This window comes from uncultured Sphingomonas sp. (genome assembly GCF_964237155.1).
Classification (GTDB): Bacteria; Pseudomonadota; Alphaproteobacteria; order Sphingomonadales; family Sphingomonadaceae; genus Sphingomonas.
Window position 1 is genome coordinate 14,216 of the sequence record NZ_CAXSHH010000024.1, and the last position, 26,615, is coordinate 40,830.

The window sequence follows — 26,615 nt, forward strand, 5'->3', positions numbered from 1 at the left end:
ATCCGCGAAGCCGGGAACCGGGCGCGGCGAGTTGTCGTTTTCCTGTCGAAACGGAGAAGAAACGATGCGCATGATGGTGATGGCGGGCCCTGTTCTGTTTGGGGCCCTGCTCGGGGCGTGCGGCGAGCGCGAGCCGGTGGTGGGCGAGCCGCTGGCGGGCGGGCGGATCGCGACGGCGACGATGCGGACGGCGACCGGCATGGAGGCGGGGCGGGCGACGGCGCGCGAGGTGGCGGGCGGGGTGCGCTTCACTCTCGACGCGCGCGGGGTGCCGGCGGGGATGCACGGCGCGCACGTCCATGCGGTCGGGCGGTGCGACGCGCCGGGGTTCGAGAGCGCGGGCGGGCATTGGAACCCGACCGCGGCCAAGCACGGCGCGAACAATCCGCAGGGGCCGCATCTGGGCGACCTGCCCAACCTTACGATCGGCGAGGACGGTCGGGGCACGCTGGCGCTGACGATGGCGGGCGCGACGATGGCGGGACTGTTGGACGCGGACGGGGCGGCGATGCTGATCCACGCGGCCGCCGACGACCTGCAGACCGATCCGTCCGGGAACAGCGGCGCGCGGATCGCCTGCGGGGTGTTCCAACTCGGTTAGATCGCCTCGCCCGCCGCGCGGGCGCGATCCTCGCGGGTGGCTTCGGCGGTGGGGACCAGGCGGATCGCGGCGATCGCCGCCGCCACGGTGATCGGGACGGAGAGCAGCAGCGAAAGCATGCCGGTCGACAGGCTTCCGGACAGCATCGACACGCGGCCGGCGATGTAGGGTCCGAGCGCGAGACCCAGGAGCGTCGTGCCGATGAAGAAGGTCGCGGTGGCGGTGCCGCGCATGCGGGGCATGACCAGGTCCTGCGTCGTCGCGGCGGCCGCGCCGAGCGCGGTGCTGGCGAAGAGCTGGCCGATGAAGATCGCGGGGAAGAAGACGAGCGGCGATCCCGCGGTGAAGGCGACCGCGAGAAGGGGCGGTTGCGCGAGCGCGCCGAACAGCACGACCCATAGGCGGCCCGCGGCATGGCGACGACGCAAGCGGTCGGCGACCAGTCCGCCGATCGTCACGCCCAGGAACCCCGCCAACGCACCGCAGCCGCCGATATAGAGGCCGGCCTCCGACGGGGTCATCGCCAGCGTGCGGAGCGCATAGGGGGCGGCCCAAAAGCTCGCGGCGTAGGCCAGAAACGAGTTGAGCCCGTAGGCGACGACCGTGCAGAGAAAGGCGGGCGTGGCGACGATCAGCGCGAAGGTGGCGGGGTCGCGCAGGCGAAGCGCGGCGGCCCAGGAGAAGACGGCATAGACACCGATGCCGATCGCGATCCATTGCGGCGCCGGTTCGCCCGCGCCGATCATCAGCCGCGCGACGAGCACGGTCAGGCCCGCCGCGAGCGCGTTGATGGCGAAGGCGCGGCGGCCCTGGCGCGCGGCGCCGAACAGGGTGAGCGGGGGGACTATGGTCAGCAGTTCGTCGAAGAAGGTGCGGAACGGGGCGGGATGCGGCGGCTGCGCCATGCCCTCCGACCGGCCGCGCACGGGTTCGCGCAGCGTGGCGATCCAGGCCGCCAGGAGGAGGCCGGGGATGCCGACCGCGAGGAACGCCGCCTGCCACCCCGCCAGCCCGAGCGGTCCGCCGTCCGGATAGGCGCGGTTCCAGTTCTGGACGATGAGCCCGCCCAGGAACAGCGACGCGCCGCCGCCGACATACAGCCCGGCCGAGTAGATGGAGAGCGCGGTCGCGCGGAGCCGTTTGGGGAACCAGTCGGAGATGAGCGAGTAGGCGGCGGGGCTCGCGGTAGCCTCGCCGATGCCGACGCCGATGCGGGCGGCGGTCAACTGCGTGCCGCTGGACGAGAAGCCCGACAAGGCGGTCATCGCCGACCAGAGCGCGAGGCCGCCCGTCATCAGCCTGACCCGGTGCCAGTTGTCGGCCAACCGCCCGAGCGGGATGCCGAACAGCGAATAGAACACGCCGAAAGCGGTGCCGTAGAGGAAGCCGAGATCGGCGTCGGTCAGGTCCAAGTCGCGCTTGATGTCCTCCGCCAGGATCGAGATGATCTGCCGGTCGACGAAGTTCAGGATGTAGACGAGGAACAGGATCGACAGGACGTACCAGGCGTAGCCGGACGCTTGGGGCTCGCTGGCGGGCGGGGTGTCCGCGGGGGCGGTGGTGGCCATGTGCTCTCCGGGTGTTCGTTCCGGGCCGGTGATGCGGGGCGGGGGCGGGGACGTCAACGGGCGCGTTCGGGCGGGTGCGCCACGGGAGCGTAGGCTGGTCGGAAGTTCACCAAAGTTCACGCCAAGAACGGTGGGTGGTGCGCGGCAGCCCGACCGTCATCGTCGTCACCCCGGACCTGTTCCAGGGTCTACGAACGTCTGAACATCCCAGCTATGGGAAGCGCCCAACGATGGATGCCGGAACAAGTCCGGCATGACGGTAGGGGAGGAGCATCTCCCGGCATCCCTCCCCGGCGAAGGCCGGGGCCTAGTTGCGCGATGTTGACGCTCGCCGTCGCTCCCTGCTTGCCGTGCGTGATGGTCGCGCATGGAAGTTTATATATCACCGGAGTTCTCCAGCGCCTTGGTGCGGTGTTGGCTTCATGTCCGACGTACGATAAGCCCGGTCGAGGGTGGCTTCGGGGGAGTACGCGTCGGTGCGAAAGACGTTCGGGCAGATTCTAGAAGAGAACAAAGGAGCCGGGCCGGGTTTCGATGCTCTCCGCCTCGCGTTGGCGTTGGCGATCCTCTTAGCTCACTTGGCCAGCGTCGGTGGTACTCGCGGCGTGTTCGCCGAGTTCTGGAATCTTTTGGCATCCCTATATAGCGCCTCTCCCCCCGACGTCGTGCTGAATGGGCAGGCGACGACGTTAAGCGTTGTAGTAGGTGCCGAGCACACGGGTGCCGCCCCTCCAGCCGGACTCGCCCAGCCGGGTGTAACAATGCCTCTTGTGCTTACGCACGTTCCAATGTTTTTCGCGCTTAGCGGGTTTCTAGTTTCGGGAAGTGCCTTCCGCACCAAGAAGGTCGGTCCATTTCTTGCACTTCGCTTTTTCCGGATTTTTCCGGCTCTCTGTGTAGAAGTCGTGCTCTCCGCAGTACTCATAGGCGCGTTTTTCACGTCACTCCCGCTAATGATGTATTTCCAAGACTCGTTGTTCTGGTCGTATTTGGGAAACATCCTGGGTATCGTGCAAATGGAACTACCCGGCGTAATTTTCTCCGGTAGTGGCGATAAGCACGCGCTGAATGCCAACCTGTGGACATTACCTAGCGAGTTTTATTCATATGCTGTACTTGCTATTCTCATGATAAGTACAATTGTTTTTAATCGCTACATATATACTATAATATTTGCGTTAGTTTCGATAATATTGCTGATTATAGATTTGACTACGAGTTACAATCCTGAAGTTCTATCAGGTAGCACCAATATATATTACTTTTTTGTCGGAGTGACTTTTTATCAATGGCGGAATCATATTCCGTACAATTATGCGTTATTCGTACTTAGTGCTGTAGCGTCATACTTTTTAATCACGAAGCCGTATGGAGTTTACCTCGCGCCCTTGTTCGTTGCGTATGTTGCGATGTTCATTGGCCTGTCGCGGATTCCAAAGAGCAAAATCTTGCAATCGGGAGACTACTCGTACGGGATTTACCTTTACGGATTTCCAATCAGCCAAGCTCTCGTCCAGATTTTTCCAGCTCTCAGAAATAATTTCTTTGGCCTAGCAGTTCCTGCAATTCTTCTTACAGGCTTGTTTTCTTATTTTTCGTGGCACTTAGTCGAGAAGAAGTTCCTAAAGCTGAAGAAACGCTTTTCCGCTAGCTCTGCGAAGATAACCGAGACGTTACATCCGGGTACAGCGGGGTAGCCATTCGTAGGACAAATATCCTACTCTTGAAAAGATGCAGATCGCCGGTCCATCTCGCGGGCCCGGACTTCGAGCCGCGCGACGATCCCTGGAGAGTACCTCTGGTCGGCACTTATCAGATATCCTAGTCGCCTATTTCAGCGCGGTACTGGTCGGGTTTGGTGGGATCGGTTTCGCAATCCAAGGTTGTTACGCTAGCTAGCTTCTCCCGAGTTCCAGACCCTTTCTCAAGTCGGAAGGAAGGTCGCCGCTTCCCCAAGATGCCCCGTCGACGGCGGGGCCTTAGCGAGAGGACGTCCATCATCGGTCGCGAGTCTCCGGAGTGGGTCGCTCTCCATGTCAAACGGCGCGAGCGGGAGCGCCGCCGACCTTGATCGGCCGACGGCGTTCCCAGCCCGGGCGGTTCAGGCGTGCTCGAACCGGACGGTCGCGGCGCGCTTGCCGCGGCGCATGGTGAAGCCGATCGCGCCGAAGCCGACGATCATCATCGCCCAGGTCGCCGGTTCGGGCACGGCGCCCGAGCTCGCCGCCAGCTGCTGCGCGATGACCACATAGCCCTGCTCGGTCGGGTGGACGTTGCCGATCGGGGCCAGGCCCATGTCGAACTGCGAATAGGGCGGCGGCGTGCGGTCTCCGTTCCCGACCTCGTCGATGAAGGTCAGCTCGCGCTCCCGGCCAACGAACGGCGTGAAATTGTCGACATAGATGCCGCTATACTGCCCGGCCAGTTCCCGGATGATCGCGTTGAGGCGGGGTCCGCCCGCCGCGAAAATGGGCGAGGCCGGGTTGGCCGTCGCATTGTCGTCGCCGGGAAACGGATTGAAATAGTTGAGGATGTAGAGATCGGCGGTCGGGGCGACCGAGCGGATCTGCCCGAGCACCGCGCCGTATTCGGTGCGGTAACGGTCGAGCGTTGGAGCGATCGCGGCCAGCCCGACGTCGGACGGCAGGGCCGACAATGCCGCGAGTTCGTTGAAGCCCAGCGTTATCGAGACGGTGCTTATGGTGTCCCCGGAGGCGGCCACTTGTCCGGCGCGCTGGAGGAGAGTGGCGCTCTGGGACAGCGGGATCGGCCCCGAATAGTTCGTGTTCTGCAGCGCGAGGGGCAGGTCGCCGCGACCCGCCACGGGCGGGGTGCGGCCGAAGCCGGTGAAGAAGCTGGACGCGGTCTCCCCGTCGATCGCGAGATTGAACACGGTCGGCCGGGCGCCGCCGTTCCGGGCGGCGAGCACGTCCGCGAAGTCGTGCACGTAACCGCGGTCACCGTTCGACGGGACGTAGCGAAGGTCGGTCTCGCCGAAGGTGATCGAGTCGCCGAGCGCGATGTAGGAGGCCGCCCAACCGGGAGCCGAGAAAGCGGCCGAAGCCAGCAATGCCAACGCGGCAAGTCCATAGCGCATCGATTCTTCCTTCCTAAACCAAGTTAGTCTTGGATGCCGTGCATGGAAGAGAAGAGGAACTGTCGGATCACAGTCCTTCCGCGCTCCACTACTTGCGAACAGGCGCGGACGTGTTTGGTGCCCATCGTTACGGGTATGTCCAACAAATCTTTTCGGTCGCTGACATGTTCGGCTCGCATATCCGTTCCATGATTCCGGTCCTGAAGTGCGAAAGGCCGCCGATCCTTCGATCGACGGCCTTTGCCGAAAGGTCGTTCAGGTCCGGTGTCAGCCGAAGCCGACGCGCACCGTGACCTTGTCGCGGCGACGCAGCGCGCCGCCGATCACGCCGAAGCCGATGATCATCATGGCCCAGCTCGCCGGTTCCGGGACCGCCCCCGACAGGTTGAACTGACGGTCCATGTCGTCGAACGCGGCCCGCTGGATCGCGGCGGTCGGGTGGACGCCGTCGAACGAGAAATAGCCGGTGCAGGCCGGAAAGGCGTTCGCGCCCTGGCAGGTGCCGCGGTCGGGGCGGGTCGGGTCCGGCTGGATGAGCGGCTCCGGCAGTCCGAACGCGCTCGGCGAGGCGGTCAGCCGCTGGAAGAAGTCGAGGTAGCTGAACCGGTACAGGGTCGTGTCGCCCGAGAGGTTCAGGTCGCCGAGGGCGGTCGTGAGGTAGCCCTCCGCCTCGAGCGAGAAGGACAAGCCAGTGCCCGACGCGACGGGAAAGCCGGTGATCAGGAAATTGCGCGCGCCGAGGTCGCGGAGCGCCTGGACGCCGCCCGCATAGGTCGACGCGGCGTTCTGGAGGAAGGCGCTGTCGCTCGCGAACCCCGTCGGCGCGCCGGCGCCCTGCGCGGCGAAGATGTCGTTCCCACCGAAGTTCAGGACATACAGGCCGGTCCGGTCGACGGTCCCGCCACCCGCGAGGTAGCCACCATACAGCGCGAGCTGTTCGACGAGATCCGGAACGCCCGACGTCGTGCTGGCCCGCGCGTTGCCGAACGCGAAATTCGTGCCACCCAGCCGCGACGCGACGGTCGGCGCGCCGTAGAGCCTGATGCTGAGGAGGTCGGTATAGTCGTAGCCGTTGGTGAACCGCCCCTCGAAATAGCCGCGCGCGGGATCGGCGCCCAAACCAAGCGACCGGATGTTGCCCGCATCGACGAGGCTGTCGCCAAAGACCGTCAACGAGGTGTAGCGCGGCGCGGTCTGCGCCGCGGCGGGACTGGCGATCGCCGCGAACGCCATCGCCAAGCCGAGTATGATCGTCCTGCTCATCCTGTCCTCCTGTTTTATGGTTAAGCAGGTGTAACAGCGGTTCCGAAGCGGTGTAAATGACACGAATCAGTGTGCTCGGTCGCCCGTAGCGAGGGGCACGGCGAGCACGGCCTCGTAGCTCGCGCCCGTGGGCCCGAGATGGCTACGATAGAGTATGAGGCGGTCGAGGGTGAAGGGATCGCTGGTGAGGGCGGCGTGACGCCGGAGCCAGGCCGTCACCTCCGGCGCGCCCAGGGGCAGGCGCCGGGGTAGGCGGGCGACGGTCATGTGAGGGACGAAGGCGCGGTGTTCCGGGGGCAGGCCCGCGCGGACGCATGTCTGGTCGACCTTGCGGTGAAGCGCGGCGAGGGACCCGCGGGGGTCGAGGCCCGCCCAGAGCTGGCCCGACCGGCCGCGCCCGCCGAACGCGCCGACCCCGGCGAGCTGGACGGTAGGCGCGGGCGCGCGGAGCACCTCGAGCGCGGCGGCGATATCCTCGGCCTGGACGCGCTCGACCTCGCCGATGAAGCGGAGGGTTAGGTGGAGCTGGTCCTCGTCCTGCCAGCGCGCGTCGTCGACATCGGTCTCCAGGTCGAGGAGCGCGTCCCGGATCTGAGCGGGTGGACGCAGGGCGACGAAGAGGCGGATCATCGGGGCGGGTCCAGCGTTGTCGGGGCAAGATCGCGTATCGGTTTCGCTTGTATTGCACCATTACACATACGATATTCATAGCATGCCGGTTCCTCCTGAAACCGGCGCAAAGGAGCTGGTTTTCACCATGGCTAATTGGTCCGACCCCCGGCCCGCCGCTTCCGCCTTCGGCGCCCAGCGCCCGGGCGTGCGCACGGACGCGTATGACGCGGGTCTTCGCCGGTACATGCTGTCCGTTTATAACTACATGGCCTCGGGCGTGCTGCTCACGGGCATCGTCGCGCTGCTGTTCGCGCAGAGCGGGATGGCCGCGCAGGTGTTCCTGTCGCCGGGGCCGCTGAAGTACGTCATCATGTTCGCCCCGCTGGCGTTCATCCTGGTGCTGAGCTTCGGCATCAACCGCCTGTCGACGGCGGCCACCCAGGCTACCTTCTGGGCGTTCGCGGCGATCATGGGCCTGTCCATGTCGACGATCTTCCTGCGCTATACAGGCGGATCGATCGCGATCACCTTCTTCGCGACGGCGACGGCGTTCCTGGCGCTGAGCCTTTATGGCTATACGACCAAGCGCGACCTGTCGGCGTTCGGCACGTTCCTCATCATGGGCGTGGTCGGGCTGCTGGTCGCGTCGCTGCTCAACATCTGGCTGCAGTCCTCGGCATTCAGCCTGGTGATCAGCGCGATCGGCGTCCTGCTGTTCGCGGGGCTCACCGCCTACGACACGCAGCGGATCAAGGGCATGTACGACCAGGTCGCGGGCACCGACATGATGGGCAAGGTGGTCATCATGGGCGCGCTGTCGCTGTATCTCGACTTCGTGAACATGTTCCAGTTCCTGCTTTCCTTCATGGGCGGCAGCCGCGACTGAGCTTTGCCTGAGCCAAGGCGCCTGAAGGCCCGGCGGGGAAACTCGCCGGGCCTTTTCATATGGGGAACGGCGGTGCCCGCGCCTCGTTCTATCGTCGAGATCGCATCGCAGGAGCGGGATATGAGCGACAATACCAAGCAGGACATGGATGCGGCGATGGACGCGATGTCGGTGGCGCCGCCCCAGGCGTCGAACAATGGCGAGCGCGATCCGCGTCAGGATGCGGGGCAGGACCAGTCGATCGAGGCGCGGTTGCGCAAGGATCCGGAGTCCGTCGAGGCGCGGCTCGACGCGGGGCTCGACGAGACGATGGACGGCTCCGATCCAGTGTCGATCATCCAGCCCGGCAAGTCGGCGAGCGAGCCCGCCCCATCCTCGGGCTTCGATCCGGCCGCGGAGAAGCGGTTGCGCGACGGCGGCTAGTTCCGACCGGCCGTTTGTTGCGTAAATGACGCAATGCGGCATCTTTTCACATATCCGTCATCGGCTCGTCGCAACGGACATTGCGGCGGGCCCACTTTCCGTGATCTTTCTCCATATCGGGACGGCCCTGTTAGTGCTGGCGTTAACCAATTCAGCCTAGAGCCGTCCGTGGGTGTTTCGAGTGGGGGGTGAAGGCCATGACGGGCAAGACCAAGGCGGCCGAGGGCGCGATGACCCTCGCCGAGATGAAGGAGTTCGCGGGCTTCTCGGCGGCGACGCAGCGTTATGTGCGGCGGTCGCTCGATATCGGGCTCGACCGCGAAGACGCGATGACGCGTTGGGGGCGCGACCCGGTCGAGGCGGCGAGCATCCGGGCTCAGGCGCGCGTGTATGAGAGCCTGCCCGAAATCCGCGAGATGGTGCCCGAGGCGAGCGGGCTCGACGCGGTGGAGCCGTTCCTGGCGCCGATCGTGAAGCTCGCGGCTTTCGATCTCGGGCAGGGGCGGATCACGACCTTCTCGGCGTTCCGGTTCCTGTATGAGCGGCTGGTCGGGGCCGAGGTGCGGCCGTGGTTGCCGTCGACCTTCTGCTCGGCGGCGGCGCTGCCGCACCTGCATCCGGAGCTCCGGCGCAAGTTGCTCCAGTCGATCAGCGAGGCGGCGGCGACCGCGAGCGGCTGGTCGAATCGGCAGCCCGCGTTCTTCCCCTACTGGGTCGAGAAGGTCGATACGTCCGCGCCGATGGCGCACTGATCGCTAGCGGCAGGCGCGCCAGCCCGTCGTCCCGCGCTCCGCCTGGTCGAGGTGGAGGTGATCGCGGTGGGCGGCGTTGTAGTCGGGGGACAGGGTGGTCGCGAACAGGTCGCATGCGCCGTCGCGGACCGCGCGCAGGAAGCGACCCTCGGCTTCGTCGCCGGTCCAGTCGCCGATCACGCTGATCCGCCGCCCATCGCTCAGGCGGAATCCAGCGATGTCGACGGCATCGGCGGTCGCGTGCTCGCTCCACGCGCCCTCGTCGCGGCCATATAGGCGGCGGCAGCTGTAGCTACCGAAATGCTCCACGCTCGTCACGCGCCCGCCGAACAGGCGCTCGGCGGCGGGTTGGACGACGTTCCACTCCCAGACCGCGAGCGCCGCCGCGACGGGGCAGGAGGTGGCGAGGCCCGGCGGTGCGTAGTTGATCGCCCGCGAGCCGCCGGGGCCGAGTCGGATGCCGTCCGTATAGCCGCATCGCACGCCGCCGCGCGGGGGCAGGGCGGTGTAGGTCACGCCCGCGCGGTCAAGCAGCGCGCGGCATGCAGGGGCATCGTCTGTCAACGCGGTGAGCTTGCGGCCTGTGAACATGCCGACCGGCCGGCCGAGATCGAGCGGCGTCCAGGGCAGGTCTTGCGGTCGTCCGCGCGCAAAGGCGTAGAGGAGGAGCGCCGCCGTCGCGATCAGGAGAAGGGTCACGAGCCCGCCCAGGACACGGCGGAGCGCGCGCATCAGCCGCGCAAGACCTCCGTCATCGGTTGGGCGGTTACCGGATAGCCGAGATCGTCCGGGATGCAGAGATGCTCCACGCCATCGCGCATTTCCATGAAGGGCGTGACCGGGCGGATCGGGTGCGCGTGGGCGTGGATCACCGCTTCGTCGAAGCTCGCGAACAGCGCCAGGCGCTCGAGATTGCGGCGGGTCGGGTAGATGATCGTCGCCCGGCTGGCATCGGCCTCGTCGAGGAGCGCCCGGGCGGTGGTCCAGGTGAGGCGGACATTCTCGGTATGGTCGACCGTCGCCTCCCCCCCGGGCGCTCGGGCGAGGAAGAATAGCGTGTCGAAGATGCGCATGTGCCGGTGCGCGGGAAGCCAGCGGGCGAAAGGGGTGAGCCGGGCCAGGTCGAGGACGAGGCCCGCCTCGTCGAGCGCGCGGCCGAAGGCGACACCGTCATGAAGCTTGCGGCGGAGGTCGGCGAGGATGTCGGGGGAGGGCCGCGGGGTCAGGCCGATGGCGAGTCCGGCTTCCTCGATTGTTTCGCGGATCGCGGCGATGCGGGCGGGGGCGTCGGCAAAGGTGGGGTGGAGGGCGGCGAGTGCGTGGTCCTCCGGGTCGATGCGGCCGCCGGGGAAGACCATGGCGCCGCCGGCGAATGCCATCGCCTTGGCGCGTTCGACCATCAGGAGTTCGGGTGGACCAAATGCGTCGCGGAAAATGATGAGCGTGGCGGCGGGGATGGGTCGTTGGGGAGCGGGGTCGGGCATCGGGGTGGATGTAGCGCGGGGGGTGGGCGATGCCAGGGTGGGGTGCCCTGGGCCGCGCCGCGGCAAAGCCGCGTCGTCGAACGACGCTGTGGCGTCGCCGGCCGCGCTTGGATGTCGGCGGCGGCGGCTATGCCGCTTCGCCGCATCCGCGCGGTGGTGGAGCCGAAGGGAATCGAACCCTTGACCTCTGCAGTGCGATTGCAGCGCTCTCCCATCTGAGCTACGGCCCCGCGCGGAAATCTGCCCCTAGCGAGCATCCGCGACCGACGCAATACGCCTGCACCGACGCGGTCAGATACCTACCTTACACCGTGCCCGAGAAGGTGTCGCACGCCGCCGGATCGCCGCGCTCGAGCCCGACGCGCAGCCAGCGTTCGCGCTGCGCGGAGGTGCCGTGGGTGAAGCTGTCGGGGACCACGCGGCCCTGCGACTTCTGTTGGAGCGCGTCGTCGCCGATCGCCTGGGCGGCGCGCATGCCCTCCTCGATATCGCCGGGCTCGAGCCGGTCGCGGTTGCGCGCGGCCCACACGCCCGCATAGCAATCGGCCTGGAGTTCGAGCCGAACCGACAGCTGGTTGCCCTCGGTCTTCGACGCGCGGGCCTGCGACTTGCGTACCTGGTCCGACGTGCCGAGCACGCTTTGGATGTGATGCCCCATCTCGTGCGCGACGACGTAGTATTGCGCGAAATCGCCCGCCGCGCCGAAGCGGGTGGCGAGTTCGTTGAAGAAGCTGGTATCGATATAGATGCCCTGGTCCGGCGGGCAGTAGAACGGCCCCATCGCCGCCTGCGCCGCGCCGCAACCCGATTGGCCGCTGCCTTCGAAGAAGACGAGCTTGGCGGGTTGGAATTTCTGGCCGCCCTGCTGGAACAACGCTTCCCAGGTATTCTCGGTCGAGGAGAAGGCGTTGCAGGTCGCGCGCCGTTCGGGCGTGAGGCCGCATGCCGCCGATGCGCCGCCCGCGCCACCGCCTTCGCCCGAGGCGGCCGCCGTGCGGTCGCCTACCCGGGCCGTGGGGGCCGCGACCTGGCCGCCGCCGCCGAGCATGCCGCCGAGCCCGCCCAGGCCGCCGCCGAACACGGCCAGCAAGATCAGCACGACGACGATGCCGCCGATGCCAAAGCGGCTGCCGATCATGGGGAGAAGCGCGAATAACAACCCACCGCCGCCGCCGCCTCCACCGCCCAAGCCGCCCAGTCCGCCGCGGCCGCCCTGCCCACGCTGGTCCTCGACATTGATATCCCGATCGAAATCGTCGAGCCGCATGCACTTGCTCCCTCGTTACTGGTGCGTAAGGAATGATCGGGGGTGCGGTAGGTTGCACCCGCCACGGTATGGGCCGGAGGATAAGCCATGTTTCTGAAGGGCAGGACCGCGATCGTCACCGGATCGACGTCGGGAATCGGGCTCGCCTATGCCCGCGCCTTCGCGGGCGAGGGGGCGACGGTGGTCATCAACGGCTTCGGCGACCGGCGGGAGATCGAGGCGACACGGGCCGGACTGGCGGCCATCGGTCGAACCGACGCCTTTTACGATCCCGCGGACATGACGCGCGGCGACGAGGTCGCGGCGATGATCGAGCAGGCGGTCCAGCGGACAGGAAGCGTCGACATCCTGGTCAACAACGCCGGCATCCAGCATGTCTCGCCGATCGACGGGTTCCCGCCGGAAAAGTGGGACGCGATCATCGCGATCTGCCTGTCGTCGGCATTCCACACGATGCGCGCCGCCGTACCCCACATGAGGAAGGCGGGATGGGGTCGGATCATCTCGACCGCGTCGGCGCACTCGCTTGTCGCGAGCCCGAACAAGGGTGCGTATGTGGCGGCCAAGCATGGGCTGGTCGGGCTGACCAAGACCGTCGCGCTGGAAACGGCGACGAGCGGGATCACCGTCAATTGCATCTCGCCCGGATACGTCTGGACGCCCCTGGTCGAGAACCAGATCCCCGACACGATGGCGGCGCGCGGGCTGACGCGCGAGCAGGTGATGAACGACGTGCTGCTCGCCGCGCAGCCGACCAAGGCGTTCGTGACGCCCGAGCAGGTGGCGGCGCTGGCGCTATTCCTGTGCCGGGAGGAAGCGAAGTCGATCACGGGGGCGAACCTGTCGGTCGATGGCGGGTGGACGGCGACGTGAGGGCGGCGCGCGTCCTGATCGCGGTCTGCGCGTTGATGGCGCCGGTCGACGCGCAGACGAACCGGCGAGGCTGGCGCGAGATCGCGACGGCCGACGATCGGCGGCGGTTGCGGGGGTGGCGGACCGCATGGATGGCGGCCCTGCCGGCGGCGCGGGCGGGCGGGGGAGCGACGGCGATCGCGGCGGACCCGGTGTTCTTCGACCCGGACCGGGCGTTGCACGATCCGGTGCCGCCGGCGGGTGCGTATAGGTGCCGGAAGTTCAGGCTCGGAGCGCGGGGGGCCGGCGCACCGCATTTCGTCACGCATCAGGCCTCCCCATGCCGGGTGGGCGAGGACGGTCGCTTCGCCAAGGTCGACGGGCCGCAGCGGCCGATCGGCGTGATCTATCCCGAGACGACCGGGCGCGCGGTGTTCCTGGGGACGATGGTTCTGGGCGACGAGCGCAAGGCGATGCGGTACGGGCGGGATGCGACGCGTGACATGGCGGGCTGGGTCGAACGCATCGACGACACGCGCTGGCGGATCGTGCTGCCCTACCCGCGATTCGAGTCGGTGCTCGACGTGGTCGAGCTGGTGCCGGATACCGTCGGCACGACGGGCGGGGGGACGACCGCCAGCCTGGGCGCGACCGCGGGAGCCGGAAGCGATGGAAGCGAGGGGAGGTAGTCGTCGCCGTCCCGGGCGACGATCGTCACCCGACCCGCGTTGGCGGCGGCGAGCGCCTTCATGTAGCTGCGGGGCTTCTTCATGAGCCTGGGCTGTTCGATGCCGACGAGGCCGAGGCGGCGCGCGGCTTCCTTGGTGAAATGGACGCAGTTGCGGCCGTTCAGCTCATAACGGACCGCCGGTTGGCTCCATTCATAGGCGAGCGAGACCATGTCGCGATACTGGGCGTCGGTCAGCGTCAGCGAGAACTGCGCGTCGCTGCGGCGCATGTATCCCTTGGTCGTGAGGTCGAGTCGGGCGGGAACCGAGCCGAACAGGGCGGCGGGGCTTACGGTGCGGAGCGTGTAGCCGTAGCTGATGTCGACGGGCGGGCCACCCGCGTCGGGGACGCCGCGTAACGAGTAGAAGGCATGCGGGAAGTCGTCGCCGAGCTCGTGCGACCAGAAGGTGATGGTGACGGCGGCGCGGGCGGGGAACGCGGCGCCGAGAATCAGCAGGAGGGCGGTCAGGGCGTTGGTCGGGATGCGCATGGTCGTTCGTCCGGTTTGGTCGGACCTTGGCCGATTCGGGGTGCGGAGGACAGCCCCGAAACGGGCAGGTTGGTCCTGTGCGTGTGTGAAGGCTTCACAGCCCACGTCCGCCTTGGCATGGTCCGGCCCTCACCCTCCGCCAGTGCCCCCATCCTCTCCCGCGAGGGCGGGAGAGGATGGGGGCACTGGCGGAGGGTATGGGTCATGGCCGAGCGCAAGATCTTCGCGGGGCATGCGGTACGGCGGGTTAGGCGGGAGGCGGGGATCAGCCAGGCGGCGTTCGCAAGTATAATCGGCATTTCGGCCAGTTATCAGAACCTGATCGAGCGCAACCAGCGGCCGGTGACGGCGGGGGTGCTGATGAAGCTGGCCGAGCGGTTCGATTTCGACCCGCGCGCGCTGTCGGCGGCCGAGCCCGGCGGCGGGGCGGAGGCGATGCGGCGGCGGCTGGCCGATCCGCTGTTCGCGGACCTGGGCGTCGACCGGAACGAGGTGGCCGAATGGCTGGCGGCGGCGCCGGGCGGGGCGGAGGCGTTCGCGCGGGTGTTCGACCGTGCCGGCGGCGGCGGCGCGGAGTCGCCAGCGTCCGGCGATCCCGTCCAGACGGTGCGGCGCGAGATCGGGCGGTGGCGCAACCATTTCGCCGATCTCGACGAGCGCGCGGAGATGCTGGCGGACGAGCTGCGGCTGCGGTCGGGCGACCTGTACGGCGCGGTGGCCGAGCGGCTGCGCGTGAAGCACGGGCTGTCGATCCGCGTGCTGCCGGTCGACGTGCTGCCCGACGTGCTCCGGCGGCTGGACCTGCATGCGCGGCAGTTGCAGCTGAGCGAACTGCTCGATCCCGCGTCGCGCACCTTCGCGGCCGCGTACCAGCTGGCGCTGACCGAGGCGCGCGGCGAGGTCGACGCGCTCGTAAAGGGGGCCGACCTGACCGACCGGACGGCGGAGCGGCTGTATGGGCGGCACCTGTTCAGCTATTTCGCGGCGGCGCTGATGATGCCGTACGCGCGGTTCCTGCGCGCGTGCGAGGCGACGGGATACGATCTCGAGCTGCTCCAGCGGCGCTTCGGCGCGGGGCTCGAGCAGGTGGCGCACCGGCTGACGACGATGCAGCGCGTGGGGGCGCGGGGCCTGCCGTTCTTCATGATCCGCGTCGACCGGGCGGGGCAATCGTCCAAGCGGTATGGCGGGGCGAGCGGCGCGGCGTTGGTCGAGGCGGAGGGGCGGTGCCCCCTATGGCGGCTGCACCACGCGTTCGACCGGCCGGGAACGCTGGCGGTGCAGCTGGTCGAGCTGGAGGCGGGAGAACGGTGGCTGACGCTGTCGCGGACGGTGACGCCACAGGGGCGGCGGTATGGCGGGATCGCGGCGTCGTTCGCGATCGGGCTGGGCGTCGAGGCCGGATCGGCGGGCGTGCTGGCGGCGGCGCGCGGGGTCGATCTGGACGGCGACGCGACACCGATCGGGCTCGGCTGCCGCGCCTGCCTGCGCCCGGACTGCCCGCAACGATCGGCCGCGCCGGCGGGGCGGGCGTTGGTCGTCGACGAGCGCGAGCGGCGGATGAGCGCGCTGACCTTCGTCGGCGACTGACGATTCCTATGCCATCCTAATGACCTAAGGCAGGTTTCGCCCTCGAACTCGCCCGCGCGTCGGGTCCACATCGCTTCCCGTGACGAGCGAGGAGCGTGTTGGCATGACCGGGCGGGTGGGGACGGACGGGACCAGGCGATTGGTGGAACGGGCGCTCGCGCGCCTGCGGGACGAGGGTCGCCGCGCGCGGGGCGGCGCGTCGATCGGCCGCGTCGGTGGCGGCGGTGGCGTGAGATGATCGACATGAACAAGCGTCGCAACCGGACGCGGCAATTGGGCGGGCTGGCGCTGTTCGCGATCGCCTGCGCGGTGTCGCCGTCGGTCCGCGAGCTGGTGAGCGGCCAGCCCGTGACGGAGCCGGCCGCGATGTCGCTGCTGAGCTTTTGCCTCGCCTGCGTCGCGCTGGCGTTGGTGATCAGGAGCGCGATCGGCGATGGGGGCGGGCGCGTGCGGACGGGCGAGGGTCGGCATGCCGACGCCTGGTCCAACCAGACGCGCGCGGGACGCGGCGCGCGCGGGCGACCGCTCCGGCAGGATCCGGGACGGGACTGAAGCCGGCGGCCCGGTCGGCGGTCCAGCCGAACACGTCGCCGCCGAGCACAAGCGGCGCGATGCGGAGGTCGGTCTCGCCAAGGCGGCGGGTGGGGGTCACGCCGCCGTCGCCCGGGTCCCGTTCAGGTCGATGCCGTTCGCGTCGAGCATCCCGGCGGCCTCGTTCAGCTGGCGTGCCTCGTCGGTGGTCACCTGGCCGGGGTCGTCCGGGGCGGCGGAGCAGGCGGCGAGGAGGAGGGTGAGTGCGAGAGAGAGGAAGCGCATGGCTGGCCTTCTTAACCCTCTCCCGCCTTCGCGGGAGAGGGACAGGCGCGTTAGCGCCAGGGTGAGGGCAGGACCTCTCCGAAGAACGTCCCTCACCCGACCTGGCTACGCTCGGCCACCCTCTCCCGCAAAGGCGGGAGAGGGCAAGATGAGGGGGGGCTAGATCAATCCTCGATGGCCTTGCCCGCGCGGATCAGCGTGTTGCCGGTCGCGTCCGCGGCCTTCTCCGCCCCGTTCTCGACCGCCGCGCCCGTCGCTTCGGCGCCGTTCTCGATCGAGCGGCCCGCCTGGTCGAGCGACTGTTCGGCCGATCCGAACGCGTTCTCGGTCGCGGCGTCGACGTCGGTCACGGCCTCGCCCGTCGCCGCGGAGGCGTCGGCGGCGGTGGCGTTGGCGGCCTCGGCGGTCTCGTTCCGCGCATTCTGGCCGCAGGCGGCGAGCGCGAGGGCGGACATGAGGGTAACGGTGAGCTTCTTCATCGGTGGTCCTTCTTCGGTCGTTCGTGCGACCGGCGGAGGATCAAACGACTCCGCTCCGTCGCGTCAAGTCGGTTGACCTCATATAAAGACATCTTTATATCGTTATGTCATGACGGAGCCGCTCGAGATCTTCCGCGCCCTGGCCGACGCGACGCGGCTGCGCATCCTGGCGCTCGCGCGGCGGATGGAGTTGTCCGTGGGCGAGCTCGCGCAGGTATTGGGCCAGAGCCAGCCGCGCGTGTCGCGCCATGTCAAGATCCTGATCGACGCCGGCCTGGCCGAGCGCCGCAAGGAGGGGAGCTGGGTCTTCGTCGCGCTCGGTCCCGACGCGGTGGTCGCGCCGGTCAGCGCGTCGCTCGATACCTGGGGCCTGGGCGCGCTCGACCAGTCGGTCGAGGCCGACCTCGCGCGGCTGACGGCGGTGCGCGCCGACCGCGCGGCGGCGGCGGCGGCATGGTTCGAGGCGCATGCGGGCGAGTGGGACGCGATCCGGTCGCTCCATGTCGCCGAGAGCGAGGTCGAGGCGGCCATGGTCGCGGTGCTGGGCGACGCGCCGGTCGGGATGCTGGTGGATATCGGCACGGGCACCGGGCGCATGCTGGAGCTGTTCGGAGGCTTGGCGCGCGAGTCGGTCGGTGTCGACCGGTCGTCCGAGATGCTCCGGCTCGCGCGCGCCAAGTTGCACGACCGGGCGAATATCGAGCTGCGGCAGGCGGACCTGTACCGGCTGCCCATCGGGGATGGCGGGGCCGACCTGGCGATCCTGCATCACGTGCTGCATTTCGCGGAAGCGCCCGACCTGGCGATCGGCGAGGCGGCGCGGGTATTGGGGCCGGGCGGGCGGTTGCTGATCGTCGATTTCGCGGCCCACGGGCGCGAGGAGCTGCGCCAGCGTGACGCGCATGCGCGGCTAGGTTTCTCGGACGAGCAGGTCGCGGGCTGGTTCGAGGCGGCGGGGCTCGCGTCCGTGCGGACGGAGACGCTGAAAGGCGGCGAGCTGACGGTGAAGTTATGGCTGGGCCGTCGGCCCGGCGTTCGCCTGAAGGAAGTCTTGGTGAAGGAGGTATTGGCGGCATGACGATCTTGACCGTTCCGCAGATGGATGAGGCGCGGCGCGCGCTCGCCGAACCGCTGTTCGCCGATCTGGCGGGCGACATGGCGGTCTCGTTCGAGTTCTTCCCGCCCAAATCGGACAAGATGGACGCGCAATTGTGGGAAGCGGTCGAGATGCTCGCGCCGCTGGGGCCGCGCTTCGTGTCGGTGACGTACGGCGCGGGCGGGTCGACGCGCGAGCGGACGCACGCGACGGTGGCGCGGCTGCAGCGCGAGACGCCGATCGCGGCCGCCGCGCACCTGACCTGCGTCGAGGCGAGCCGCGAGGAGATCGACCAGGTCGCGCAGGAATATTGGGCGGCGGGGGTGCGGCACATCGTCGCGCTGCGCGGCGACATGCCGACGCCGGGCGCGCCGTTCGCGCCGCATCCGGGCGGATACCGGAACGCGGCGGACCTGGTGGGTGGGTTGCGGCGCTTGCACCCGTTCGAGATCTCGGTCGCCGCCTATCCCGAGCGGCATCCCGACAGCGCGTGCGACGACAGCGACCTCGACAACCTCAAGCGCAAGATCGACGCGGGGGCGCACCGCGCGATCACGCAGTTCTTCTTTTCGCCCGACGTGTATTTCCGGTTCCGCGACCGGGCGGCGGCGGCGGGGATCACCGCCGAGATCGTGCCGGGCATCCTGCCGGTGATGAGCGTGGCGCAGGTGCGGCGCTTCGCGGGGCAGTGCGGGGCGGCGATCCCCGATTGGATGGACCGATTGTTCGAAGGGTTGGACGACCGGCCCGCCGCGCGGCAGCTGGTGGCGGCGACGATCGCGGCGGAGCTGTGCCGTCGCTTGTATGCGGGCGGGGTGCGCGAGTTCCATTTCTACACGCTCAACCGCGCGGAGCTCGCCTATGCGATCTGCCACATGCTGGGCTTGCGGCCGCAGGCGGTCGCCCGGGCCGAGGCGGCGTGATCACTTCCGATCGTCACCCCGGCCTTGAGCCGGGGTCCCGCTATGTTTCGTGGTGGGAGGGAAGAAGCGGGACCCCGGATCAAGTCCGGGGTGACGGAGATTTGCTATGAGCAAGCGGGCACAACTTTTGGCGGAGGCCGAAAAGCGCATCCTGATCACCGACGGGGCGTTTGGGACCGAGATCCAGAACTGGAAGCTCGACGAGGCGGCCTATGCTGGCGATCTGAGGCTGTCGCACGACCAGAAGGGCAACAATGACATCCTCGCGCTGACGATGCCGGAGGTGCCGCGCGACATCACGCGGGCGTATCTTGAGGCGGGGTCGGACATCGTGTCGACCAACACCTTCTCGGCGAACGTGATCAGCCAGGCGGATTACGGGGCGGAGCATCTGGTGCGCGACATCAACGTCGCGTCGGGGCGGATCGCGCGCGAGCTGGCGGACGAGTTCGAGGCGCGGGACGCCAAGAACGGCATCGAGCGCCCCCGCTTCGTGGCGGGGGCGATCGGGCCGACGAACAAGACGCTGTCGCTCTCGCCCGACGTCAACGATCCGGGCTACCGGGAGATCGATTTCGATCATCTGAAGGGCGTGTACCGCGAGCAGATCGACGCGTTGGTCGAGGGCGGGGTCGATTTCATCCTGATCGAGACGGTGTTCGACACGCTCAACGCCAAGGCGGGGGTGATGGCCGCGCTGGAGGCCGGATGGGCGCTCGGGCGCGATCTGCCGATCATGCTGTCGATGACGTTGACCGATCTGTCCGGGCGCAACCTGTCGGGGCATACCGTCGAGGCGTTCTGGCACGCGGTTCGGCATGCCAAGCCGGTGACGATCGGGCTGAATTGTTCGTTCGGCGCCGAGCAGTTGCGGCCGCATGTTCGCACGCTGTCGGAGATCGCGGATACGTTGATCATGGTGTATCCGAACGCGGGATTGCCCAACGAGCTCGGCGAGTATGACGAGCGGCCGGCGACGACCGCCGGGCTGGTGGGCGAGTGGGCGCGGGCGGGGCAGGTGAACGTGCTCGGCGGATGCTGCGGTTCGACGCCGGCGCACATCAGGGCGATCGCGGACGGGGTGGCGGGGTTGGCCCCGCGACGGGTCGCGCGGCCCGAGGTGCGGACGCGGCTGGCCGGGCTGGAGCCGATGACGATGGCGGCTTGATCTTACTTACTCCCTCTCCCCTGCGGGGAGAGGGTTGGGGAGAGGGGCTGTCCAGAGCGCCGTCCTGTCCCCTGAACAGCCCCTCTCCCCGGCCCTCTCCCCGAAGGGGAGAGGGAGAAGGTATAAGATGACCCTTTCCACCGCCCAGTTCGTGAATATCGGCGAGCGCACCAACGTCACCGGCTCGGCGCGCTTCAAGAAGCTGATCATGGCGGGGGACTATCCGGCCGCGGTCGAGGTCGCGCGCCAGCAGGTCGAGGCGGGGGCGCAGGTGCTCGACGTCAACATGGACGAGGGGCTGCTCGACGCGCACCACGCCATGACGACGTTCCTGAAGCTGATCGCGGCCGAGCCGGACATCGCGCGCATCCCGTTCATGGTCGACAGCTCGAAATGGAGCGTGATCGAGGCCGGACTGAAATGCGTGTCGGGCAAGCCGATCGTCAATTCGATCAGCATGAAGGAGGGCGAAGCTCCCTTCCTGTCGCAGGCGCGTACCTGCATGGCATACGGCGCGGCAGTGGTGGTGATGGCGTTCGACGAGGTCGGTCAGGCGGACACGCGGGAGCGCAAAGTCGAGATCTGCTCGCGCGCCTACGCGCTGCTCGTCGGCATTGGCTTTCCGCCCGAGGACATCATCTTCGACCCTAATGTGTTCGCGGTCGCGACGGGGATCGAGGAGCACAATAACTACGGCGTCGATTTCATCGAGGCCTGCCGCGACATCAAGGCGAACTGCCCGCACGTCCACATCTCGGGCGGCTTGTCGAATTTGAGCTTCTCGTTCCGTGGCAACGAGCCGGTTCGGCGAGCGATGCATTCGGTGTTCCTGTACCATGCGATCCCGGCGGGGATGGACATGGCGATCGTCAATGCCGGGCAGCTCGACGTGTACGACACGATCGACGCGGAACTTCGCACGGCGTGTGAGGATGTCGTCCTAAACCGTGATCCGGGATCGACCGAGCGGCTGATCGCGCTGGCCGAACGCTACCGGGGGTCGGACCCGGTGGTCGAGGCGCAGGCGGCGGAGTGGCGCGGATGGGACGTGCGCCGGCGGCTGGAACACGCGCTGGTCAAGGGCATCGACGCGCATGTCGTCGACGATACCGAAGAGGCGCGGCAGGGTTACGCGCGGCCGATCGAGGTGATCGAGGGGCCGTTGATGGACGGGATGAACGTCGTCGGCGACCTGTTCGGATCGGGCAAGATGTTCCTGCCGCAAGTCGTTAAAAGCGCACGGGTAATGAAGAAGGCGGTGGCGCACCTGCTCCCGTTCATCGAGGCATCGAAGGAGCCCGGCGCGCGCGGCAAGGGCAAGATCATCATGGCGACCGTCAAGGGCGACGTGCACGATATCGGCAAGAACATTGTCGGGGTCGTGCTCCAGTGCAACGGGTTCGACGTGGTCGATCTGGGCGTGATGGTGCCCTGGTCGAAGATTTTGGAGGCGGCGAACGAGAACGACGCGGACATGATCGGGCTGTCGGGGCTGATCACGCCGTCGCTCGACGAGATGGTGACGGTCGCGGAGGAGATGAAGCGCGCCGGGATGGCGATGCCGCTGCTGATCGGTGGGGCGACGACGTCCAAGGTCCATACCGCGCTCCGCATCTCGCCCGCCTATGACGGGCCGGTCGTGCACGTGCTGGACGCCAGCCGGGCGGTCGGCGTCGCGACGACCTTGGTGAGCGACACGACGCGCGACGAGTATGTGGCGGGGGTCGCGGCGGACTACCACGCGGTGCGCGATGCGCGGGCGGGGCGGACGGGCAACGACCTGCTCCCGATCGCCGAGGCGCGCGCGCGGGGGTTCGCGGCGGACATGGCGTTGAAGGCGCCGGATGTGGCCAAGCCGGGGGTGCACCGGTTCGACGCGTGGGACCTCGCCGACCTGCGACGGTATATCGACTGGACGCCGTTCTTCCGGGCGTGGGAGCTGGCGGGGAACTTCCCGGCGATCCTGACCGACGGGGTCGTGGGGGAGAGCGCGACGGGGCTCTACGAGGACGCGCAGGCGATGCTCGATCGGATCGTCGATGAGAAATGGCTGACGGCGCGGGGTGTCGTGGGATTGTGGCCGTGCCGGCGCGAGGGGGACGATGTCGTCCTGTCCCCCTCCCGCTCGCGGGAGGGGCTAGGGGAGGGCACGTCCGGTGCCAGGAAGGAAACAGGCCCTCCCCCGACTCCTCCCGCGAGTGGGAGGGGAGAAGGAGTTCGGCTGCCCTTCCTTCGGCAGCAGATCGCCAAGCGCGAGGGGCGGGCCAACATGTGCCTGGCGGACTTCGTCGATCCGGCGGGGGATTGGATCGGGGGGTTCGCGGTCGGGATTCACGGGATCGACAGCCACATCGCCGCGTACAAGGCCGGGCATGACGATTATAACGATATCCTGCTCAAGGCATTGGCCGACCGGTTGGCGGAGGCTTTCGCGGAGGCGCTGCATCGGCACGTGCGGACCGACCTGTGGGGCTACGCGCCCGACGAGCAGCTGACCAACGAGGCGCTGATCCGGGAAAAGTACCGGGGCATCCGGCCCGCGCCGGGTTATCCGGCATGTCCGGAGCATTCGCTGAAAGGTCAGCTGTTCGACCTGCTCGGCGCGGAGGCGGCGGCGGGGCTGGAGTTGACCGACAGCTTCGCGATGCTGCCGACGGCGGCGGTGTCGGGCTTTTACCTCGGGCACGCGCAAGCCGAGTATTTCGGGGTGGCGCGGATCGGGCGCGATCAGGTCGAGGAGTACGCGGTCAGGCGCGGCGTGCCGATCGAGCAGGCGGAGCGGTGGCTGAGGCCGAATCTGGATTGACCCTCTTCCCGTCACCCCGGATCAAGTCCGGGGTGACGAAATTGGAAAGTGACGTACTCCCCGTTATTGGCAGGTGTCCGCCTCGCCGGGGTCGAGGTCGAGGCAGCGGCCGTCTATGCCGGGGACGGCCAGCCCGAGCGGAGCGGCCAAGGTGGGGAGGATGTCGATCGTCCCGACCGAGAGAGGCTGTTCGAAGGCGGGCTGGCCCTTGCGCCAGAACAGGAGCGGGACGCGGCGGTCATAGTCCCAGGGGCTGCCGTGCGTCTCGACATAGCCGGGGCCGGGTTTCTCGATGGCGGTGACGCGGGGCTTCAGGAGGACGAGCAGGTCGCCCGAGCGCGCAGGGTCGTAGCTGGCGCGGGCGCGTTCGATGAGGGTCCAGGTTTCGGGCGGGGTGGTCGGGATCGGCGTCGCGACGATCTCGGCGGCGGTGTAGGCGGCGGCGACCTGAGGCTGCGCCGAATAGCGGCGCTTGGCGACGGCGAGGATGCGGGCGCGGACGGCGGGGGGAAGCTTGCGGTCGATATAGACGTCGCCCTCGGCGGCGAGGAGGACCGGGCCGGGGAGCTTCAGCTCGGCGGCGATCGCGGCGTCCATGGCCTTGAGCGCGAGCGCGGGTTCGACGCGCGCCTCCATCGGCATGGCGCGCTCGCGCTGGCGCTCTGTCGCGTCGTGCGCGCCGTGGTCGGCGGTGAGCATGACCTGATAGTCGACGCCGGTCGCGTCGAGCACGTCGAGGAAGCCGCCGAGCGCGGCGTCGAGTTCGGCCATCTGGATGCACATCTCCGCGCCGCCATTGCCGTAGGTGTGGCCGATATAGTCGGTCGCCGACGCGCCGACCGCGATCACGTCGGTGGCGGGACCACGTCCGAGCCTCATGTCCTGGACCAGCCCGGCGGCGAGCGACAGCACGGCGGCGTCCGAGGCCGGGGAGGCGCGAAAGGCCTTCGCATCGTCCGCCGCGCGCTCGAAGCGGCCGCGGCCGAGCGTCTGCTCGCCGACGCGGGTGGCGCGGTCGACGGGGGCGCAAAAGCCGGGGAGCGGGAGCGCCCCTTCCGGGCGCGCGATCAGCGCGGCGACGGCGTCGCGCGTGCGCTGGACGACGGGGGGGACGGGGCGGCCGGCGTAGGAACTGTAGGTCTTGCCATCCCACCACCATAGCTCGTCGACGCGGTGGCCGCCCATCATGATCGCGGCGCGGTCCTTGCCCGCGACCGAGACGACGCGCGAGGCGGGGGAGACCGTCTTCAGGCGCTCGCCGAGCGTCGGCACCTTCAGATGCACGTCGGAGGCGGTGTATTTGGTGTGGTCGGAGCCGGGCGCGCGCTCGTCCTCGGCGCAATAGACCAGCTTGTCGGCGCGCGGGGCGTTCTGGTCGACCCACGTATTGGCGACGATCCCGGTCCGGGCGGGGTGGTAGCCGGTCAGGATGGTGGAATGGCCGGGACAGGTCTCCGACGCGGCGTGGCCCTGATAGGCGGAGGGGAACACCGCGCCGCGTAGCAGCCGGGCGAAGCCGCCGGTGAAGTGCTGGCGATATTGCGCGAACAGGTCGGCGGAGAGCTGGTCGACCGAGATGGCGACGATGAGCTTGGGGGCGGTGCTTTGCGGCGACCTCGGCGGGGTGATCTGCGAGGCGGGCACCTCCAAGTCCCCGTCCGAGGGGACGGTGCGGGGAGCGGACGCCTCCACACCTCCGTTCGAGCTGAGCTTGTCGAAGCTTCGTCCTTTTTCGACGGCCGGGGAAGGGAAGGACGACCCTTCGACAAGCTCAGGGCGAACGGATGGAGGACTGGTTACGGTAACCGAGGCTAGGAGGGCGGCGAGGAGCGGATTCATCGGCGATCCTTGGGGTCCGGGGTCCGACCCGCTATGTGCGGCAGATGAGAATTGAGCAATGATGCGGGCGCTGCTTTACAGGCTGATGACGCTGCTCGCCCTCTCTGGTCTGACAGGGAGCGGCGTCGCGCCGGCGCAGGCGCCCGGCGCGAAGCATGTCGCGATGGAGCTGGTCGCCGAGACGCCGCGTCCGGCGGCGGGTGGACGGGTGACGTTGGCCTTTGTCTCCAGGCCCGAGGCGGGGTGGCATGGCTATTGGAAGAACGGCGGCGATGCGGGGGTGGAGACGACGCTCGGCTGGACCTTGCCGGCCGGGGTTACGGCGGGGCCGCTCGAGTATCCGGTGCCGGGGCGGCTGATCGTCTCGGGGCTGATGAACTATGTCTATGAGCGGCCCTGGGTCCAGTTCGTCAAGCTGGCGGTGCCGGCGGGGCTGGCGGCGGGAACGCGGCTGCCGCTGAAGGTCAAGGCGGACTACCTGGTCTGCACCGTCGAGATCTGCGTGCCCGAAAGCCGCGAGCTGGCGACCGAGCTGGTCGTCGGCGACGGCGCGATCGACCCGGCGACGCGCGCGCGGTTCGACGGGTGGCGGCGCGCCCTGCCCAAGCCGCTGGGGAGCGAGGCGACGTTCGCGGTCGCGGACGGGCGGTTCCGGATGGCGGTGCCGTTCCCGGCGGGCGTGCCGATCGGCGAGGCCTATTTCTATCCGGTCGAAGGTGGCGCGATCGATCATGCCGCCAGGCAGGCGGTCACGCGATCGGGCGATACCGTGCTGATCGAGACGGCGGCGGCATCGGTCGGGACCGCGCCGACGGTGCTGTCGGGCGTGCTCGCGACGGGCGAGGGGCGCGGATTCGCGCTCACGGCGCAACCCGGGATAGTCGCTACCGAGGCGGGCGACGCGACCCAAGGGGCCTGGCCGACCGCGCTCGTGGCGCTGGGTGCCGCGATGCTGGGCGGGCTGCTGCTCAACGTCATGCCGTGCGTGTTCCCGATCCTGAGCCTGAAGGCGCTGAGCCTGGCCAGGTCGGGCGCGGACGCGGGCGCGGCGCGACGCGAGGCGCTGGCCTATATGGCGGGCGTGGTGCTGGTGTGCCTGGGGCTGGGCGCGGCGATCCTGCTGCTGCGGGCGGGCGGGACGATGGTCGGCTGGGCGTTCCAGTTGCAGGATCCGCGCGTGATCGTGGTGCTGCTCGCGTTGACGGTCGCGATCGCGCTCAATCTATCGGGGTTGTGGGAAGTGCCGTCGGTCAGCGTCGCCACGAAAGGTGGGCCGGGTAGCTCCTTCGCGACGGGGGCGCTGGCGGCGGTGGTCGCGACGCCGTGCACGGGGCCGTTCATGGGCGCGGCGCTGGGCGCGGCGCTGGTGCTTCCGTGGCCGGCGGCGCTCGCCGTGTTCGGCGGGCTCGGGATCGGGCTGTCGCTCCCGTTCCTCGCGATCGGGTTCATCCCTGCTTGGCGGCGGTGGTTGCCGAAACCCGGCGCGTGGATGGAGACGTTCCGTCATATCCTGTCGGTGCCAATGTTCCTGACCGCGATCGCGCTCGGCTGGGTGCTCGGGCGGCAGACCGGGGTGGACACGCTGACGCTCGCGCTGGTCGCGGTGCTGGCAGTCGGCGCGGTGCTGTGGATCGGCGGCTCGCGCCAGCGCAAGGGCAAGTCGTTTGGCATCGTCGCGCAGGTCCTGCTGCTCGTCGTGTTCGTCGGTAGCGCGGTTCTGATCTCACGCGCGCCACCGGCCGCCGCCAAGACTGCGACCGCCGGCGACGAGGCGTTCACCGAGGCCAAGCTCGCGTCGCTGCGCGCCGAAAAGCGACCGGTGTTCGTCTACTTCACCGCCGACTGGTGCCTGACGTGCAAGGTCAACGAGAAGG

The 26,615-nt window shown here is 68.5% G+C and carries 24 protein-coding genes, 1 tRNA gene and 3 pseudogenes; 15 read left to right on the top strand and 13 right to left on the bottom strand.

Features of this window, described 5'->3' with window-relative positions:
• The first annotated feature begins 64 nt into the window (after positions 1-64).
• On the top strand, positions 65-601 hold the full coding sequence (locus tag ACFE71_RS07490; RefSeq protein WP_375428185.1) for a superoxide dismutase family protein: 537 nt from the start codon (positions 65-67) through the stop codon (positions 599-601).
• Here ACFE71_RS07490 and ACFE71_RS07495 read toward each other — a convergent pair.
• Entirely contained in the window at positions 598-2,169 is a 1,572-nt protein-coding gene (locus ACFE71_RS07495) for a spinster family MFS transporter (RefSeq protein ID WP_375428186.1), read from the bottom strand. The two genes, ACFE71_RS07490 and ACFE71_RS07495, sit on opposite strands and share 4 nt — an antisense overlap.
• A gap of 476 nt (positions 2,170-2,645) precedes the next feature.
• On the opposite strand from ACFE71_RS07495, the gene ACFE71_RS07500 reads away from it, so the two are divergent.
• Positions 2,646-3,866, top strand: coding sequence for an acyltransferase family protein (locus tag ACFE71_RS07500; protein ID WP_375428187.1), 1,221 nt, complete (start codon positions 2,646-2,648; stop codon positions 3,864-3,866).
• Between the two features lie 404 nt (positions 3,867-4,270).
• On the opposite strand, the pseudogene ACFE71_RS07505 reads toward ACFE71_RS07500, so the two are convergent.
• The 4 genes and pseudogenes from ACFE71_RS07505 to thpR form a co-directional block, all read right to left on the bottom strand.
• A pseudogene (locus ACFE71_RS07505) lies at positions 4,271-4,387 on the bottom strand (PEPxxWA-CTERM sorting domain-containing protein); the annotation flags it as partial.
• A 24-nt stretch (positions 4,388-4,411) separates the two neighbouring features.
• Positions 4,412-5,266, bottom strand: a pseudogene (locus ACFE71_RS07510) (SGNH/GDSL hydrolase family protein); the annotation flags it as partial.
• 267 nt (positions 5,267-5,533) lie between these two features.
• Positions 5,534-6,529, bottom strand: coding sequence for an SGNH/GDSL hydrolase family protein (locus ACFE71_RS07515; protein ID WP_375428188.1), 996 nt, complete (start codon positions 6,527-6,529; stop codon positions 5,534-5,536).
• Between the two features lie 66 nt (positions 6,530-6,595).
• Entirely contained in the window at positions 6,596-7,159 is a 564-nt protein-coding gene (gene thpR / locus ACFE71_RS07520; protein ID WP_375428189.1) for an RNA 2',3'-cyclic phosphodiesterase, read from the bottom strand.
• A gap of 127 nt (positions 7,160-7,286) precedes the next feature.
• Between thpR and ACFE71_RS07525 the strand changes: the two genes are divergently transcribed.
• The 3 genes from ACFE71_RS07525 to ACFE71_RS07535 all read left to right on the top strand — a co-directional run bounded on the left by ACFE71_RS07525 (position 7,287) and on the right by ACFE71_RS07535 (position 9,202).
• A complete protein-coding gene (locus ACFE71_RS07525) occupies positions 7,287-8,027 on the top strand; it encodes a Bax inhibitor-1 family protein (protein ID WP_375428190.1) in 741 nt (246 codons plus the stop codon).
• A gap of 120 nt (positions 8,028-8,147) precedes the next feature.
• A complete protein-coding gene (locus ACFE71_RS07530) occupies positions 8,148-8,450 on the top strand; it encodes a hypothetical protein (RefSeq protein WP_375428191.1) in 303 nt (100 codons plus the stop codon).
• 197 nt (positions 8,451-8,647) lie between these two features.
• Positions 8,648-9,202, top strand: a complete 555-nt coding sequence (locus tag ACFE71_RS07535; protein WP_375428192.1) for a hypothetical protein — start codon at positions 8,648-8,650, stop codon at positions 9,200-9,202.
• Positions 9,203-9,205: 3 nt separating this feature from the next.
• On the opposite strand, the gene ACFE71_RS07540 is transcribed toward ACFE71_RS07535, so the two are convergent.
• The 4 genes from ACFE71_RS07540 to ACFE71_RS07555 all read right to left on the bottom strand — a co-directional run bounded on the left by ACFE71_RS07540 (position 9,206) and on the right by ACFE71_RS07555 (position 11,953).
• The gene (locus ACFE71_RS07540) at positions 9,206-9,934 is read right to left on the bottom strand and encodes an extensin family protein (RefSeq protein ID WP_375428193.1); all 729 of its coding nucleotides are present in this window, start codon (positions 9,932-9,934) and stop codon (positions 9,206-9,208) included.
• Entirely contained in the window at positions 9,934-10,686 is a 753-nt protein-coding gene (locus ACFE71_RS07545; protein ID WP_375428194.1) for an NUDIX domain-containing protein, read from the bottom strand. The genes ACFE71_RS07540 and ACFE71_RS07545 overlap by 1 nt, the downstream gene beginning before the upstream one ends.
• Positions 10,687-10,840: 154 nt before the next feature.
• A tRNA-Ala gene (locus ACFE71_RS07550) sits at positions 10,841-10,916 on the bottom strand.
• A gap of 74 nt (positions 10,917-10,990) precedes the next feature.
• Positions 10,991-11,953 (bottom strand): neutral zinc metallopeptidase, encoded by a 963-nt coding sequence (locus ACFE71_RS07555; protein WP_375428195.1) that lies wholly within the window; start codon positions 11,951-11,953, stop codon positions 10,991-10,993.
• An 87-nt stretch (positions 11,954-12,040) separates the two neighbouring features.
• On the opposite strand from ACFE71_RS07555, the gene ACFE71_RS07560 reads away from it, so the two are divergent.
• From ACFE71_RS07560 to ACFE71_RS07580, 5 genes are all read left to right on the top strand, one after another.
• On the top strand, positions 12,041-12,826 hold the full coding sequence (locus ACFE71_RS07560) for a 3-hydroxybutyrate dehydrogenase (RefSeq protein WP_375428196.1): 786 nt from the start codon (positions 12,041-12,043) through the stop codon (positions 12,824-12,826).
• Positions 12,823-13,494 carry a DUF4893 domain-containing protein gene (locus tag ACFE71_RS07565; RefSeq protein WP_375428197.1) on the top strand — a complete coding sequence of 224 codons (672 nt, stop codon included), beginning with the start codon at positions 12,823-12,825 and terminating at the stop codon, positions 13,492-13,494. The genes ACFE71_RS07560 and ACFE71_RS07565 overlap by 4 nt, the downstream gene beginning before the upstream one ends.
• Before the next feature lie 734 nt (positions 13,495-14,228).
• Complete coding sequence (locus tag ACFE71_RS07570; RefSeq protein ID WP_375428198.1) at positions 14,229-15,614, top strand: short-chain fatty acyl-CoA regulator family protein; 1,386 nt, start codon at positions 14,229-14,231, stop codon at positions 15,612-15,614.
• Positions 15,615-15,717: 103 nt separating this feature from the next.
• Positions 15,718-15,852, top strand: coding sequence for a hypothetical protein (locus ACFE71_RS07575; protein WP_375428199.1), 135 nt, complete (start codon positions 15,718-15,720; stop codon positions 15,850-15,852).
• Positions 15,849-16,166, top strand: coding sequence for a hypothetical protein (locus tag ACFE71_RS07580; RefSeq protein ID WP_375428209.1), 318 nt, complete (start codon positions 15,849-15,851; stop codon positions 16,164-16,166). The genes ACFE71_RS07575 and ACFE71_RS07580 overlap by 4 nt, the downstream gene beginning before the upstream one ends.
• On the opposite strand, the pseudogene ACFE71_RS07585 reads toward ACFE71_RS07580, so the two are convergent.
• The 3 genes and pseudogenes from ACFE71_RS07585 to ACFE71_RS07595 form a co-directional block, all read right to left on the bottom strand.
• Positions 16,162-16,266: pseudogene (locus ACFE71_RS07585) on the bottom strand (aldo/keto reductase); the annotation flags it as partial. The gene ACFE71_RS07580 and the pseudogene ACFE71_RS07585 sit on opposite strands and share 5 nt — an antisense overlap.
• The gene (locus ACFE71_RS07590) at positions 16,263-16,430 is read right to left on the bottom strand and encodes a hypothetical protein (protein ID WP_375428200.1); all 168 of its coding nucleotides are present in this window, start codon (positions 16,428-16,430) and stop codon (positions 16,263-16,265) included. The pseudogene ACFE71_RS07585 and the gene ACFE71_RS07590, both read right to left, overlap by 4 nt.
• A 164-nt stretch (positions 16,431-16,594) precedes the next feature.
• Positions 16,595-16,909, bottom strand: coding sequence for a hypothetical protein (locus ACFE71_RS07595; protein ID WP_375428201.1), 315 nt, complete (start codon positions 16,907-16,909; stop codon positions 16,595-16,597).
• A 109-nt stretch (positions 16,910-17,018) separates the two neighbouring features.
• On the opposite strand from ACFE71_RS07595, the gene ACFE71_RS07600 reads away from it, so the two are divergent.
• The 4 genes from ACFE71_RS07600 to metH all read left to right on the top strand — a co-directional run bounded on the left by ACFE71_RS07600 (position 17,019) and on the right by metH (position 22,902).
• Entirely contained in the window at positions 17,019-17,987 is a 969-nt protein-coding gene (locus ACFE71_RS07600; protein WP_375428202.1) for an ArsR/SmtB family transcription factor, read from the top strand.
• The gene (gene metF, locus ACFE71_RS07605; RefSeq protein WP_375428203.1) at positions 17,984-18,928 is read left to right on the top strand and encodes a methylenetetrahydrofolate reductase [NAD(P)H]; all 945 of its coding nucleotides are present in this window, start codon (positions 17,984-17,986) and stop codon (positions 18,926-18,928) included. Before ACFE71_RS07600 ends, metF begins: the two co-directional genes overlap by 4 nt.
• A gap of 106 nt (positions 18,929-19,034) precedes the next feature.
• Positions 19,035-20,096 (top strand): homocysteine S-methyltransferase family protein, encoded by a 1,062-nt coding sequence (locus ACFE71_RS07610; RefSeq protein ID WP_375428204.1) that lies wholly within the window; start codon positions 19,035-19,037, stop codon positions 20,094-20,096.
• Positions 20,097-20,223: 127 nt separating this feature from the next.
• Positions 20,224-22,902 carry a methionine synthase gene (metH, locus tag ACFE71_RS07615; RefSeq protein ID WP_375428205.1) on the top strand — a complete coding sequence of 893 codons (2,679 nt, stop codon included), beginning with the start codon at positions 20,224-20,226 and terminating at the stop codon, positions 22,900-22,902.
• Between the two features lie 63 nt (positions 22,903-22,965).
• Here the strand turns inward: metH and ACFE71_RS07620 are convergent, their stop codons facing one another.
• On the bottom strand, positions 22,966-24,546 hold the full coding sequence (locus ACFE71_RS07620) for an alkaline phosphatase family protein (RefSeq protein WP_375428206.1): 1,581 nt from the start codon (positions 24,544-24,546) through the stop codon (positions 22,966-22,968).
• Positions 24,547-24,799: 253 nt separating this feature from the next.
• Between ACFE71_RS07620 and ACFE71_RS07625 the strand changes: the two genes are divergently transcribed.
• The coding region (locus ACFE71_RS07625; RefSeq protein ID WP_375428207.1) for a protein-disulfide reductase DsbD family protein at positions 24,800-26,615 on the top strand (1,816 nt) is incomplete at its 3' end.